At 60.2% G+C, this 13,927-nt stretch carries 12 protein-coding genes; 4 read left to right on the top strand and 8 right to left on the bottom strand.

From position 1 onward, the window contains the following. Positions 1 to 65: 65 nt before the first annotated feature. Positions 66 to 593 (bottom strand): DUF72 domain-containing protein, encoded by a 528-nt coding sequence (locus H8F22_RS09945; RefSeq protein ID WP_228758749.1) that lies wholly within the window; start codon positions 591 to 593, stop codon positions 66 to 68. Between H8F22_RS09945 and H8F22_RS09940 the strand changes: the two genes are divergently transcribed. Then, a complete protein-coding gene (locus H8F22_RS09940) occupies positions 592 to 1,044 on the top strand; it encodes a chitin-binding protein (protein WP_027923169.1) in 453 nt (150 codons plus the stop codon). The two genes, H8F22_RS09945 and H8F22_RS09940, sit on opposite strands and share 2 nt — an antisense overlap. A gap of 38 nt (positions 1,045 to 1,082) precedes the next feature. Here the strand turns inward: H8F22_RS09940 and H8F22_RS09935 are convergent, their stop codons facing one another. The 5 genes from H8F22_RS09935 to H8F22_RS09915 all read right to left on the bottom strand — a co-directional run bounded on the left by H8F22_RS09935 (position 1,083) and on the right by H8F22_RS09915 (position 6,844). Further along, the gene (locus H8F22_RS09935) at positions 1,083 to 2,429 is read right to left on the bottom strand and encodes a glutamine synthetase family protein (protein WP_027923170.1); all 1,347 of its coding nucleotides are present in this window, start codon (positions 2,427 to 2,429) and stop codon (positions 1,083 to 1,085) included. Between the two features lie 23 nt (positions 2,430 to 2,452). Continuing rightward, on the bottom strand, positions 2,453 to 3,010 hold the full coding sequence (locus H8F22_RS09930; RefSeq protein WP_027923171.1) for a helix-turn-helix domain-containing protein: 558 nt from the start codon (positions 3,008 to 3,010) through the stop codon (positions 2,453 to 2,455). Positions 3,011 to 3,035: 25 nt separating this feature from the next. Beyond that, on the bottom strand, positions 3,036 to 4,325 hold the full coding sequence (locus tag H8F22_RS09925) for an NAD(P)/FAD-dependent oxidoreductase (RefSeq protein ID WP_194940041.1): 1,290 nt from the start codon (positions 4,323 to 4,325) through the stop codon (positions 3,036 to 3,038). A 229-nt stretch (positions 4,326 to 4,554) separates the two neighbouring features. Beyond that, the gene (locus tag H8F22_RS09920; protein ID WP_059183095.1) at positions 4,555 to 5,739 is read right to left on the bottom strand and encodes a patatin-like phospholipase family protein; all 1,185 of its coding nucleotides are present in this window, start codon (positions 5,737 to 5,739) and stop codon (positions 4,555 to 4,557) included. Between the two features lie 25 nt (positions 5,740 to 5,764). Further along, a complete protein-coding gene (locus H8F22_RS09915; protein ID WP_027923174.1) occupies positions 5,765 to 6,844 on the bottom strand; it encodes an AI-2E family transporter in 1,080 nt (359 codons plus the stop codon). Between the two features lie 202 nt (positions 6,845 to 7,046). Between H8F22_RS09915 and H8F22_RS09910 the strand changes: the two genes are divergently transcribed. Next, positions 7,047 to 7,700, top strand: coding sequence for a hydrolase (locus H8F22_RS09910; protein WP_027923175.1), 654 nt, complete (start codon positions 7,047 to 7,049; stop codon positions 7,698 to 7,700). A gap of 54 nt (positions 7,701 to 7,754) precedes the next feature. After that, complete coding sequence (locus H8F22_RS09905) at positions 7,755 to 9,089, top strand: OprD family porin (RefSeq protein WP_194940040.1); 1,335 nt, start codon at positions 7,755 to 7,757, stop codon at positions 9,087 to 9,089. A 34-nt stretch (positions 9,090 to 9,123) separates the two neighbouring features. Here the strand turns inward: H8F22_RS09905 and H8F22_RS09900 are convergent, their stop codons facing one another. Next, positions 9,124 to 9,759, bottom strand: a complete 636-nt coding sequence (locus H8F22_RS09900) for a response regulator transcription factor (RefSeq protein WP_194940039.1) — start codon at positions 9,757 to 9,759, stop codon at positions 9,124 to 9,126. Positions 9,760 to 9,763: 4 nt separating this feature from the next. Continuing rightward, complete coding sequence (locus tag H8F22_RS09895) at positions 9,764 to 12,040, bottom strand: PAS domain-containing sensor histidine kinase (RefSeq protein WP_027923178.1); 2,277 nt, start codon at positions 12,038 to 12,040, stop codon at positions 9,764 to 9,766. 230 nt (positions 12,041 to 12,270) lie between these two features. Here H8F22_RS09895 and H8F22_RS09890 point away from each other — a divergent pair, with 230 nt between their 5' ends. Beyond that, positions 12,271 to 13,893, top strand: a complete 1,623-nt coding sequence (locus H8F22_RS09890) for an acyl-CoA synthetase (RefSeq protein ID WP_194940038.1) — start codon at positions 12,271 to 12,273, stop codon at positions 13,891 to 13,893. Positions 13,894 to 13,927 lie beyond the last annotated feature (34 nt).

Below are 13,927 nucleotides of genomic sequence, written 5' to 3'. Positions count from 1 at the left end.
TAAAAAGTAGAGAGCCGCGAGCGCTCAAAGGTGTTCATCGCGGCCGACGAACGGCCCTGCCCCCCTCAGCGGAGCAATGCCGAGAGCGTTAGCGCGCTGCCCAATGCAGCACCACTGGCAGTGTTGTCGAACATGCACCACGTCGCTTCGCTGTCGGTGGTGGCTGTTTGAAGAGTGATTGCCAGGCTTTGCAGCGTGGGCAGTTCGTAGGGGCTGAAGTAAGTTCGGGGCGATCCTTGCAGTCGCCAATACTTCAATCCCGGCCAGCCCCCCGGCAGCGCGTCATGGCTGACGCGTGATGGATCAACCGCGGCCCGGGCAATACGGTGATGGATCAACAGCCGCTCGGCATCGAGCCAGGATTCGTGCCGGGGTTCGAGCACTACGTGGCCGGCATACTGCTGTCTGAGTTCAATGAAAAAGCTGTCAGCTACTGAATGAACAAATGCCAATGAGGGCGGCAACTGCACGAGCAGGCAGTCCAATCGATCATTTAACCCTGAACACTGCGAGATAAACTCGATCAGCCCAATGGAACCTAAAGATTCAGCTCGCTCTCTATTGCAGGACCAGCAGACGGAGGAATTCACCATGATCGACCCAGCAACCGGCATGAGGGCGGGCGAGCGCTATAACGTCGAGTGCCTCGAACGCACGCCGCATTTCCCCGGCTTCTTTCTCGATGGAAAGTATTACCTCGGACCCGAGTTGCAGACGGCGGTCGGCTGGGTTGAAGGGCAGCAGTTTCTGTATGACCAACTCGATCCGACGGGCGAACCGGTGTATCCCGGGCGTGTCGCCGGCACTATTGAAAACCTGACATTGGTCCTCGCCGATGGCACGCGCCTGAAACTGAACGAGATGGCATACGACGCCCCCAGATACCTGCCCACCGAAATGACTGACGACATTCTAAACACCTCCCCGTTGGCGCCCGTCAGGCCCATCCGACCTTCGCCGCTGCTGGTCATCGGCGCCGCACTGTTGATTGGCGGTTGCCTGCTCGCGATTAATCGTCTGGGCCATCGCCGGCCCGTGCGCTAGGTTCGCGGGCAATCATGGCGATTGCCCGCGACCTCGCTTTATAGATACCAGCGATATTCCCGCGCACTGATTTCCTGCATGAACGCCAGGTGATCCTGACGTTTGTTCTCGCAATAAACGTCCACAAACTCCGCTCCCAGCCCTTCACGCAATTGCGGCTGATGCTGCATTGCGCGCACGGCTTCGAGCATTTCCTTAGGAAAGTCGACGCCACTGTTGCGGTCTTCGTTCAGCGGCAGAATCGGTTCCTTGCCGGACTCCAGCCCATGTTCCAATCCGACCAGAATCGCCGCCAATACCAAATAGGGGTTGGCATCGGCACCGGCCAGGCGATGTTCGACGCGCAAGTTCTTCGAGTCCGATTCCGGAATGCGCAGGCACGCATCGCGGTCTTCAAACCCCCAGCTCGCTTGGGTGGCGATGTTGGTCGTGCCGCCCAGGCGTCGATAAGCGTTCTGGTTCGGGGCGAAAACCGGCATGCAATGCGGCAGCAATTGGAGGCAACCCGCCACTGCGTGACGTAACGATTGCTGCTGGTTGGCCGCCAGAATGTTATTCCCGGCCGTATCGTAAAGGCTGACATGCACATGCATGCCGCTGCCCGGATGCTGCAAGTAAGGCTTGGCCATGAAACTCGCACGGTAACCGTGCTTGAGCGCCACGCCACGGCTGCTGCGACAGAACAGCGCTGCCCAGTCGGCGGCACGCAAGCCATCGTCCAGGTGGCCGAAGTTGATTTCGAACTGACCCGGTCCGAGTTCAGCCGTGATCACCGTGCTGTCGATGCCCTGGGCCCGCGAGGCTTCGACCATGTCATCAAGTACCGGCGCAAAGCGCGACAGTCGTTCGATGTGCATGTTGGGTTGATCGTCGGCATCGTCCGTCAGGTCATCGCGGGGAAATTGCGGCAGCCCGTCGCGCAGCTTTTTATCGAACAGGTAGAACTCCAGCTCGAACGCCACCACCGGATGAATGCCTTTGCCGGCAAGCCTGTCCAGGACCTGCGCCAGCACTTGGCGCGGTTCGAACACGATGGGTTTTGCGGTGCCGTCCGAGGTGATCAGCATTTGCCCCAGCGGTTGCGCTTCCCAGGTCACTGGCTTGAGCGTGCCCGGTACCAGCCGACGCACGGCGTCCGGGTCGCCATCGTTGAAGCAGTAGTCGCCAATCTTGAACAACCCGCCTTGCACGCCCAGCAGCACGCAGTTCTGCGGCAGTTTCAGCGCACTGCCGGCCGCGACCTTTTCCAGCATGTCCACCGGGTAGCGCTTGCCGTAGAAATGCCCGGGGATATCGAGGGAAATCAGGTCGACATAACGCACGTCAGGGTAGCGTTGGCGAAAAGCACGCACCTCGGCCAGCAGGTCAGAGCAGGTAGCATCCATCATTGTGGGTCCTTGTCTTGTTATCAGGTGTAAACCCAGAGCACTCGCGTGAGTTGTCCGGTGAGGTTGCCGTAGCGGCAACGGGTATGGCTGTCGAACTGGAAACTGTCGCCAGCCACCAAAGTCACAGGTTCTTCGTCGTCGCCCAGCCACAGCGTCAACTCGCCTTCGAGCACATAGCCGCCCTGCTCCGAGCTGTCACTCATGTGCCGGTCGCCGCTGCTGGCACCCGCTTCCAGATGACTTTCGAGCATGGAAAATGACGCGCGCATTTTTGGCGAAACCAGAATGTCGGTAATGCCGTTGGCGTAGTACAGCGTGCGGCGTTCATCGGGCCGTGTGACCCATGGCAACTCCTTGGGTTTTGGCAGGCTGTAGAAGTACGTGGTCGGTACGCCCAGGGTTTCGCTGATCGCCGTCAAGTCGGCCACGGTGGGCCGTGACAGGCCGCGTTCGACCTGCGAAAGAAAGCCGACGGAGCGGCCGATTTTGTCGGCCAGTTCCTTCAAGGTGTATTTCTTGTGCTTGCGCAAATCGTGAATCAGGATCGCCAGCGCAGCGATTTCTTCTTGCTTGTTCATGCCTGGAATTCCGTTAGATGACTCATCAGATACTGTCGCGCAGTCGATACCAGGCTTTGCCGATGGCTTCCAGTGGCGCGGCGAGGTATTTGCCGCCGGGAAAGCTGCCGTTGTCCAGGCCCTGATACAAGGACAATTCATCGTCCTGGCCCAGAATGGCGTCGGACACCGCACGGGCCGCGGCCAGTGTCGGCAGCACACCATGCCCGGAATAACCTTGCATCCAATAGCGATCACCGGAGCGGCCAACGTCGGGCGTTCGTTTAAGCGTCAGGTCGATGTGCCCGCCCCAGGCGAACTCCAGTTCCACACCTTTGAGCTGCGGGAACACCCGTTCCAGGAACGGTCGTGTGGCACCGGCGATGTCCTTGGGCATGCCGCCCAGATAGGTGCAGCCGCCGCCGAACAGCAGGCGGTTGTCGGGTGTGCGACGGAAATAGTCGAGGACAAACTGGTTGTCGGTGACGCAGACATTACTCGGCAGCAGCGCAGTGGCTTGCTCCGGCGTCAGGGGCGCGGTCGCCACTTGATACGTCCCGACAGGCAATACGCAACTGGCCAGTTGTGGGTCGAGCCGATCGAGATAGGCGTTGCAGGCCAGCACCAGAACGTCGGCGCGAATCGCCCCGCGCTCAGTGTTCACCACGAAGCGGCCACCCTCCTCGCGATAACTCAACGCTTTGCTTTGCTCATGGATACGGCCACCCGCGCGTTCGATGGCGGCGGCCAGGCCGATGGCCAGTTTCAGAGGGTTCAAATGAGCGCCCTCTGGGTCGTACAACCCTGCCTGATAGCGCTCGCTGGCGATCCATTCCGGCAACTGTTCACGGCTGATGAGCTGCAAACCGTGGTGCCCCCACTTGTGACTGGCCTCGCGCTGCCACTCGGTCAGCAGGCCGACACGTCGTGGCAACACGGAGGTCCACACATGGCCGGCGCGATAATCACAATCGAAGCCGTGGCGAGCTGGCAATTCACGCAGTTCCTGCGCCGCCCAGCGCATGCCGTCCCACAACCGCCGTGCACGCTCATAACCCAGCGCGGCTTCCAGCGGTGGCATGTCACACGACCAGCCGAGGATGGCCTGTCCACCGTTTCGACCCGAGGCGGCCCACGCCACGCGACTGGCTTCCAGCAGTGTCACGCGTTTGCCGGCCAGCGCCAGGCGCAACGCGGTGTGCAGGCCACTGAAACCGGCGCCGATGATCAGGATGCCGGTGTCGTGTTCACCGGCGAGTGCGGGCCGAGTGGTCAGGCGATCCGCGCAGCTGTGGGCGTAGTAGCTGGCGACATGCTGCGTGGACTGTTGGAACATACAAGCCTCATGAAATTATGTTTTTATAATTTCATGAAAAACTACAGGATTAATTTCATATGGGCAACCAGCGTAATTTTTCTATGCCTGGGCTGACGCCATCGCGAGCAAGCTCGCTCCCACAGTAGATCTCCATCAGACGCAGATTTTGTGCGCGACCAAGATCACCTGTGGGAGCGAGCTTGCTCGCGATGAGGCCAGCCCAGACCACCCAAAATCCCGACGTGTCTCAGGCATTGGGCGACTTATGCCACGGATACCCCTTCGCACTCTGCTCAAAGGCGTAATCAAACAACCGCTTCATGTACTCGCCATCGAACTGGCGATTGCGCAGGTGAAGAAAATCCGCCCCGATGTACGCCAGATTGAAATCCGCCCCGTCCTGCTGTGCGATTCGGTAGATCCGTTCCAGGTCGCTGATACCTTGCATCTGAATCAATGCGCTGATGGCGCGACCACCAATGCTCAACGTGCGGCGTTTGGTCCCCGACCACTGCGGTTCCATCTTGCCGTTACGAATCACATAAAAATGCCGATCACGGCGCAAACGCGCGCCGGTCACGCTGTTCAGTGCCATGACGGTGCCTGGCGGATAAAGGAAGACCTGTGTAATGACGCCGCCGTCGACGTGCATCTCCTGAAACGGTTGGCCGTTCACTTCCACGTCGATCATGACTGGAGAAACGGCGCCGGGAATACTCATCGACGCGATCAGGATCCGCCGGAACAAGTCGAGCGCTCCTGGTGCGCCGCTGGCAGCAATGGCGCCCATGTTCCAGGTCACGGGCCGCCCCGCATCGAGGTCGGTGGTGCCGATCATCAGCAAGCGTCCGTTGGCGTATTGCGCGGCAATCGCCGCCAGTATGTCCGCAGAAATGCACTGCGCGACGAGCCGCGCCAATGGCTTGCTGTCCGCAATGCCGTCGCTGGCAAGCCGGGTCAGCACACTGCGTGAATGGAAGACGTCTTTGGGGCCGATGGCACTGCACATGCGCAGGATGATGTCGTCGTACTGAGGCCCCAGGTACGCGAACGGGGCCACCAGGGCCCCGGCGCTGATGCCCGTGACGACTTTGAAAGGTGGACGCGAACCATGCAACGTCCATCCCGCGATAATCCCCGCCGCAAAGGTGCCGGCATCACCACCACCGGAAATCGCCAGCATGTTGGCCAGTGGCAAGGTGTCATTCGGCTCCCCTGCCCTGGCCAGCGCTTCGGCCTCACGCAGGTTGGACTGGTGCACATCCCGAATCAGCGGCGCGAGGTCCCGGTCCAGCCAGTAACGCGCCTCGGGAATGCCGGGGACGACCGCCAGTTCCGTCAAGGTCGGCGGCACGGCATCCCGGCGTTGCAGGCACGCCTGGCGCAACATGTTCCACGTTGACGCACCGGGTCCGGGCTGGAATGGTTTCAACACACCTCCTCATGACCTGAGGACGTCAGACACCCTCCGGTCGATCCTTAACCCACTGCCAGAATAATTGGTAACCCACCGCCAGCACCACCGGCCCGATGAACAGCCCGAGGATGCCGCTGGTGACCATGCCGCCCAACGCGCCAATCAACACGACCGGCATCGGCACATCCACACCGCGCCCCAGCAACAGTGGTTTGAGGACGTTGTCCACCAGGCCCGCAACGAACACAAAGACCGAGAAGATAATGGTCCTCGTGTTGGGCCCTTCGGTGGCCATGACATAGGCGATCACTGGCAGCGTAATGAGCGTGGCCGGCAACTGCATGATGCCCAGCAGCAATACGCCGATGGCCAGCAGACCGGCACCGGGGATGCCTTTGAGCACAAAGCCGATCCCCACCAGCATCATCTGGATAAACGCGATACCGACCACACCGAGCGCAACGGCACGGATGGTCGCCGTGCAGAGCTCGGCGATCTGCGCCCCCTTGTCCGGACCGCTGATGCGTGACGCGATATCCACCGCACAACGGCCGCCGGCTTCGCCATGGGCCATGAAAATACCGGCGATGATCAAGGCAACAATGAACATCAGCAAACCTGCCCCGACGCCCGCGATTTTGGCCAACACGCCCAGCGTGACGCCTTTTATTTGCGGCAGGTATTTCACCATCAGGTCGGGCAGATCGGTTGAGGCCTGCAGCCATATCGCCGAGATCGATTTACCCACCAGCGGCCAGGTTGCGACCGTATCCGGTGGCGGCGGGATATGGAAACTGCCCTCCTTCACCAGGTCGACGACCTTGGCCACCGACTCCGCAATCGAGGTCCCCAACAGATAGACCGGCACCACCAGAATCGCGATGGAAATCACCACAATTACGGTTGCAGCACGCCCCTCGCTACGCCCCATCGAGCCCATGAGTCGCAGTTGCAACGGATAGAGGGTGATTGCGAGGATGACCGACCACAGCATCAGGTCGCGAAACGGACGGAAAATCTCGAAGCAGAACAGTACCAAAACGACAATCAACCCGGCACGAATCAGGACATCGAGCATGCTGCGGGTCAGCGATTTTTCGGACAGTGGTAAGGGCACCATGGATGCCTCCTTGCTGATAGCTGCAAAGAACAGTTGGGGAACGGTTAGGGCAGCATAGACGCTGATTTCACCGTGCGACATCCACAATGTGCTCTGTATCGCTGCGCTGCGAAAAAAACCGCAAAAACAGCACATGGACTCAATATCCGCTGCTCAAACCACGCAACCATGGCCCCCTCACTCACCCCGTAAGGACCTCATCATGGCCATTGCGAAAGCAGTTCCCGGCAAAACCCTGCTGACCCCCTCCGACCACACCCTGATCATGATTGACCACCAATCGCAGATGTCCTTTGCGACCAAGTCAATCGACGCCGTGACCTTGCGCAACAACGCCGCGCTCGTGGCCAAGGCGGCTCGTGGGTTCAAGGTCTCGACCCTCCTTACCACTGTGGCCGAGAAGAGCTTTTCCGGGCCGATTTTTGATGAAATCAAATCGGTGTTCCCGGATCACAACGTGATCGACCGCACCAGCATGAACACCTGGGAAGACGAGCGCATTGCCGTTGAAGTCAACAAGTTCGGCAAGCAGAAAATCGTCTTGGCCGGTCTCTGGACCTCGGTGTGTATTGTCGGCCCGGCGCTGTCGGCCATCGACCAGGGTTTCGAGGTGTACGTAATCGCCGACGCCTGTGGCGACGTCACCACCGAAGCCCACGAAATGGCTATGCAGCGCATGATCCAGATCGGCGCTCGCCCGATGACGTCCCTGCAATACCTGCTGGAACTGCAGCGTGACTGGGCGCGCAGCGAAACCTATGACGAAACCGTCAAAACCTCGATCGCCAACGGCGGTGCCTACGGTCTGGGCCTGATCTATGCCAAGAGCATGTTCGGTGCCTCGGAAGCCCATTAAGCAACAACCAGCGACTCCGTAATCGCGGAGTCGCTGCCCGGTGGTGATTGATCGATGACGTTTTCCAAGCGCAAATCCGGTCTGCCTTTCTGGTTATCGGTGATAGTCGCCAGCACGACCGCAACGGCGCACGCGGATGAAGCGATGCAAACCGGGCAAGGGTTCCTCGACGGTGCGACGCTGAATGTGCTCAGCCGCAACTTCTACCTCAACAGTGATTACCGGTCCCCTTCAGCGTCCGGCAAAAGCTACAAGGCGGAATGGGCGCAAGGCTTCATTGGCGCTTTCGAGTCTGGATTTACCCCCGGCATCCTCGGATTTGGCCTCGATAGCCACGCCTTTTTGGGCGTGAAGCTCGACAGTGGCAAGGGTCGTTCCGGCACCGGATTGCTGCCGGTGGACAGTGACGGCCGCAGTGAGAACACCTATTCCAGCGCTGGCGGCGCGCTGAAAATCAAGGCGTCTAAAACCACCGTGGCGTACGGCGAAATGATGGTTGAAACACCGGTGTTCGATACCGCCGACAAACGCCTGCAACCGGAATACGCCACCGGTTTCCTGCTCAACAGCCGCGAAATCGATGGCATGAATGTGCAGGCCGGTCACTTCACGGCGTTCAAGAATCAGGACAGTTCATCGAGCAAGGGCAATTTTTCCGGTTACGGGGCCAACACCGACGCTGGCGGCATTTCGTTTGTCGGCGCCGACCTGTTCACCCAAAGCCCAGTCGGCGGCGCGCTCTATGCGTCAACGCTGACCGACACCTGGCACCAGTACTACGGCAATCTTCACCTCAAGCAGCCCGGTGTCTTCGTCGACGCCAATCTCTACCATACGCGGGACACGGGTGAGGCATTGGCCGGCGCCATCGACAACACTGCGTTCAGCCTGTCCGGCAAATACACGGTCAATGCCCACGGCTTCACCCTGGCCTATCAGAAAGTCAACGGTGACACCCCCTTCGATTTCGTCGGTGGCGACTCCATCTACCTGGCCAACTCGATCAAGTACGCCGACTTCAACGGCGCCCACGAACAATCCTGGCAAGTGCGCTACGACCTCGACCTGAGCACCTTCGGCGTCCCCGGCCTGGCCTTCATGACGCGTTACGTCAAAGGCACGCAGATCGACGGAACCCATGCGCCCCAGGGTGGCGCCTACAACCCCTTCGATGAGGCGACCGGCACCTTCGTACCGCAACAAGGCGACGGCGGACGGCATTGGGAGCGCGACATCGATTTGCGTTACATCGTGCAATCAGGAGCGGCCAAGGATTTGTCGCTGCAACTGTCCCATGTGTCACACCGTGCCAACGCGGCGCAGGCAGGCGATGACATCGACCGGGTGTATGTGGTGATCCAGTACCCGTTGAACTTCGGGCCTTTTTGATCGGGAAGTTGGCGGAAGTACGAAACGCGAAACTTCAACGCAGTTTCAGCGGGTCGACCATCTGCGCCGCGATCGCCATGCCCACCAGGTCCGGCAAGGTAGTGGCTTGCATACGTTTCATCACACGCGAGCGGTACAGGTCGACGGTTTTTGCGCTGACGCCCAGTTGCTCCGCTATTTCCCGGGTGGTGTAACCCTGTACCAGCGGCAGCAAGACATCGCGCTCACGTGGGGTCAGCGTCAGCAACCGCGCCTGCAACGCATCGTGCTCCTGGCTGCCGGAGCGGTTGGCCGCGCAGTTGCTGAGCGCCTGTTGCACGCTGTCCAGCAGCAACTGCTCGTTGTAGGGTTTCTCGATGAAGTCATGGGCGCCGGCCTTGAAAGCGCGAACCACGATCGGCACATCAGCGTGCCCGCTGACAAAGATGATCGGCAGATTCAGTTCACGCGCGCGCATTTCCTCCTGCACGTTCAGCCCGCCCATGCCGGGCATGCGAACATCGAGCAGCACGCAGGCATCGAGCGTGGCATCACAAGCATTGAGAAACGCCACACCACTGGTAAACGGCAAGGCCTTGAGCCCGACCGATTCCAACAACCAGACGGTTGAATCAAGCATGCCCTGGTCATCGTCGACCACATACACCACGTGCTCCGTCACACCTGCCATTACGTTATTCCTGTTGTTGTTTTGTTGGGCCGGCCAGCGGCAGACGGCAGCACATCAGCAGCCCGACCGGTTGGCGCAGGGCCTGCAATTCGCCACCGAAACCTTCGATGATGCTGCGGCTCATGGACAAACCAAGCCCCAGGCCATCAGCCTTGCTGGTATAGAACGGGGTAAATATCTGCTCCAGCTCCGGCTCGCTGACACCCGGCCCCTGGTCTTGCACACTGATTTCCACGGTTGCACTAGCACCCTGCCCCGCGGCCATCACAATCAGTGACGGTTGCCCCGGATGTTGTTCGCGGTTGGCGTCAATGGCATTGCGCAACAGATTGAGCAGCACCTGCTCCAGCAACACCCGGTCGGCATAAACGGGCGGCAGATTATCCGGCAGACAATCCTCGATTGTCACTTGGCAATTGCTCGCCTCCCAAGCACACAAACGCACGGCCTCGCGGGCGACGTCGGTGAAATTCAAGGCTTGCATGCGGCGTTGGCCCTTGCGCAGAAACGCCCGTAGACGGCTGATCACTTGCGAGGCATGGGTGGCATGCTGGGTTATGCGCTGCAGCCCCTGTGCCACTCGTTCGGCGGCCTGAGGATTGGAATCCAGAGTCTGTAAATAGCGCTGGCTGGCATTCGCATAATTGACCACCGCGGCCAATGGCTGGTTGATTTCGTGGGCAATGCCCGAGGCCAGTTCACCCAGCGTTACCAAACGTGCGGTGTGCGCCAGTTCGTCTTGATGACGGCGCTGTTGCACCTCACGCAATTCGCGTTCGGTCATGTCCCGCGCCACCAACGAGTAGTAGCGCTCACCGCCTGCAGATCGGTGCGCCAACAGCACCAGCGACACTGGCACGGACATGCCGCCACCGAGGGGTTGCAAGCGTGCATCGGTGCTCCAGACTCCATCACGTTCGGCGCTGCTCCAGCCATCACGCTGCAGACGTATCAGGTCCGCGCTCGCGAACAGTTCGGCAAGCGCTGGCATCGCCTGTTGCTCCTCGATTCCGAGGATGCGGCGCGCCGCCGGGTTAAGGTAGGTCACTTGCCCTTCAGGGGCGATGAACAACACCGGGTCGATGTTGGCCTCGACGACTTCGGCCAGGCGTCGCTTGTTCTCTTCCGCCTGCACCCGCGCCGTAATGTCCCGAGACACGCTGACCACTTCGACCACCGCACCGGTGTAGGTTTCACGAATCGCCCGGCTCGCGGTTTCGAACCACAGGTAATGCCCGTCTCGATGGCGAATGCGATAGGTCATCGTGTGATAACCGTCCTGCTCCAGGGCATCCCGTGCGCGCTGCACCAGGCTGGCCAGGTCCTGACCATGGAACAGGCCTTGGGCCATTTGCCCGCGCAACTCTTCCGGCCAGTAGCCGAGCAAGGTCCAGGACGCGGGCGAAGCATCCAGAAAGCGCCCGTCTGGAGTGTGCCGGGAAATCAGGTCGGTGGTGTTCTCGATGATCAACCGGTACAGCCGGCGTGCCGTGGCCGCTTCACGTTCGGCCAACACCTGAAGGGTGGCGTCGCGGCAACGGGCGAGCACGCGGTTGTCCTGAGGATCGGGGATAAACGTCCAGATCAGAATCTGTGTTTCGAACTGCGCCTCAACCCCTTCGATGGCACGCTTCTGGTCCAGGCAGGCGCGCACCAGCACGCGGTGATTGACCGGCAAAAAGCCCAGCACATCAGTCAGCGGTTTTTCGGCGAGCAGTGCCAGTAGCGCTCCGTTGAACTCCAGCGGCCGGCCCTGCGCGTCGAGCAACAGACTCGGTTGCGGATCGTGACCCAACAGCGGCGAGCCGCGCAGCATACCGTTGACGCTACTCAGCAAGGTCGTCAGCAAATCCTGGACCCAACCCAGCCAACCAAGGCTCACGCCGTCGCACACCTCCACCAGCAACAACCCCGGCAGTCCCGATTGCAAGGCCAGATCAAACACCTGGCCATGGCTGATTGCGGCCCGACGCAATCGACCGGACAACCAGCAATCGAGTTGCCGCACTTGCGCCAGATCGAGTCGCCCCGCTTCGACCAGCCGATCAAACAACAACTGATCGCTGGCCAGCGAAGGGTCGCCCAGCCCCGGTGGAAAGTGCTGGGCAGCACCCTCATGGCTGTAAATCCGGGCATTGGGTTGCCAACTCAAATAAACCGCGCGGCGCACCTCGGGACATTCCTGCAAGGCACGGCACAACGCATCAGCCCGGGCGGCCAGAGACACACCCTCGCGCTGCAGGCGCAACCAGCTGTGCAATCGAACGGGAGTCAGGGTCATCACAGGTCCGCTTCGTTGGGGAAGCCAAGGATATACCGGCCTTGGCGGTAAGACTGTATTGATTTAGAACGGCTGGAATCAAATATAGTACATATCCTATATGACGTAGGTTGTACTTCCATATCTGTAGCTGAATGTTATATAAAGCAGATCGGACATAAAAGATGCCCTCAGCGGCGACGCTGCAAGGTCATCTATAGAGCTAACAATCAGCCACCGAGTACCCGCACATGTCGATCTATGAACAAGGGCTAGGCCCTGCGGCTGTCAACCATATTGCCTTGTCTCCGCTCAGCTTCATCGAGCGCACCGCCAGCGTTTATCCGGACTACCCCGCCGTCATCCATGGCTCTATCCGCCGCACCTGGGCGCAGACCTACACCCGCTGCCGCCGCCTGGCCTCGGCATTGGCTGGTCGCGGCATCGGCAAGAACGACACGGTGGCGGTGATGCTGCCCAACATTCCCGAGATGCTTGAAGTGCACTTCGGCGTGCCGATGATTGGCGCGGTGCTCAACCCGCTCAACGTGCGTCTGGATGCCGAAGCCATCGCCTTCATGCTGCAGCATGGCGAAGCCAAGGTGCTGATTACCGACCGCGAGTTCCATGATGTGATTCACGCGGCGATTGGGATGCTGGATCACCCGCCGCTGGTCATCGACGTCAATGATCCGGAATACGGCGAAGGCAAGCCGGTCAGCGATCTGGATTATGAAGCGCTGTTGGCCGAAGGCGATCCAGCCTTTGCCTGGCAGTGGCCGGCGAACGAATGGCAAGCCATCTCGCTGAACTACACCTCAGGCACCACCGGTAACCCCAAAGGCGTGGTTTACCACCATCGCGGTGCTTATCTGAACTCGTTGGGCAACCAGATGACCTGGGCCATGGGCAACCATCCTGTGTACCTCTGGACCCTGCCGATGTTCCATTGCAACGGTTGGTGCTACCCGTGGATTATTACCGCCATGGCCGGTGTGCATGTGTTCCTGCGCCGTGTTGATCCACAGAAAATCCTCACGCTGATCCGCGAGCATCAGGTCACCCATCTGTGCGCTGCGCCGATCGTGCTCAACGCCCTGGTCAACATGCCGGAGTCGGCTAAAGCCGCGATTGATCACCCGGTCAACGCGATGGTCGCCGGTGCCGCGCCACCGGCCAAAGTAATCGGTGCCGTGGAAGAAATGGGCATCAAGGTCACCCACGTGTATGGCCTGACCGAAACCTATGGTCCGGTGACGCTCTGCGCCTGGCATGCCGAATGGGATGAGTTGCCGCTGGACGAACGGGCGCAAATCAAATCCCGTCAGGGCGTGCGCTACCCGACGCTCGAAGGCGTGATGGTCGGCGACTCGAAGACGCTGGAGCCGACCCCGCGAGATGGCCAGACCATCGGTGAGATCTTCATGCGCGGCAACACCGTGATGAAGGGTTACCTGAAGAACCCGACCGCCACGGCCGAAGCGTTCGAAGGCGGCTGGTTCCACACCGGCGACCTGGCGGTGTGTCATCCGAACGGGTATGTCGAGATCAAGGACCGACTCAAGGACATCATCATTTCCGGCGGCGAGAACATTTCCACCATCGAACTGGAAGGTGTGCTTTATCGCCATCCAGCCGTCATGGAAGCGGCCGTTGTCGCCCGTCCCGATGAGAAGTGGGGCGAAACGCCCTGCGCCTTTATCACGTTGAAGGCTGATCACCAGGACGTTCGCGAGGCCGACATCATCAGTTTCTGCCGCGAGCATCTGGCCGGTTTCAAAGTGCCGCGCACGGTGGTTTTCACCCTGCTGCCGAAGACTTCAACCGGCAAGATCCAGAAGTACGTGCTGCGCGACAGGGCCAAGGCGCTCTAACCGAATCGACGTTGTACCCGTCAAGCGGCCGGTG

Source organism: Pseudomonas mucoides, from assembly GCF_015461845.1.
GTDB classification, from domain to species: Bacteria; Pseudomonadota; Gammaproteobacteria; order Pseudomonadales; family Pseudomonadaceae; genus Aquipseudomonas; species Aquipseudomonas mucoides.
The sequence above is the reverse complement of the archived record's forward strand: the minus strand, read 5'-3'. Positions and strand labels throughout refer to the sequence as shown.

Coding starts and splice junctions, on each gene's coding strand:
- H8F22_RS09895 (WP_027923178.1), bottom strand. CDS start 12,040: ATGACCCTGACTCCCGTTCGATTGCACAGCTGGTTGCGCCTGCAGCGC.
- H8F22_RS09925 (WP_194940041.1), bottom strand. CDS start 4,325: ATGTTCCAACAGTCCACGCAGCATGTCGCCAGCTACTACGCCCACAGC.
- H8F22_RS09900 (WP_194940039.1), bottom strand. CDS start 9,759: ATGGCAGGTGTGACGGAGCACGTGGTGTATGTGGTCGACGATGACCAG.
- H8F22_RS09915 (WP_027923174.1), bottom strand. CDS start 6,844: ATGGTGCCCTTACCACTGTCCGAAAAATCGCTGACCCGCAGCATGCTC.
- H8F22_RS09945 (WP_228758749.1), bottom strand. CDS start 593: ATGGTGAATTCCTCCGTCTGCTGGTCCTGCAATAGAGAGCGAGCTGAA.
- H8F22_RS09935 (WP_027923170.1), bottom strand. CDS start 2,429: ATGGATGCTACCTGCTCTGACCTGCTGGCCGAGGTGCGTGCTTTTCGC.
- H8F22_RS09905 (WP_194940040.1), top strand. CDS start 7,755: ATGACGTTTTCCAAGCGCAAATCCGGTCTGCCTTTCTGGTTATCGGTG.
- H8F22_RS09890 (WP_194940038.1), top strand. CDS start 12,271: ATGTCGATCTATGAACAAGGGCTAGGCCCTGCGGCTGTCAACCATATT.
- H8F22_RS09930 (WP_027923171.1), bottom strand. CDS start 3,010: ATGAACAAGCAAGAAGAAATCGCTGCGCTGGCGATCCTGATTCACGAT.
- H8F22_RS09940 (WP_027923169.1), top strand. CDS start 592: ATGATCGACCCAGCAACCGGCATGAGGGCGGGCGAGCGCTATAACGTC.
- H8F22_RS09910 (WP_027923175.1), top strand. CDS start 7,047: ATGGCCATTGCGAAAGCAGTTCCCGGCAAAACCCTGCTGACCCCCTCC.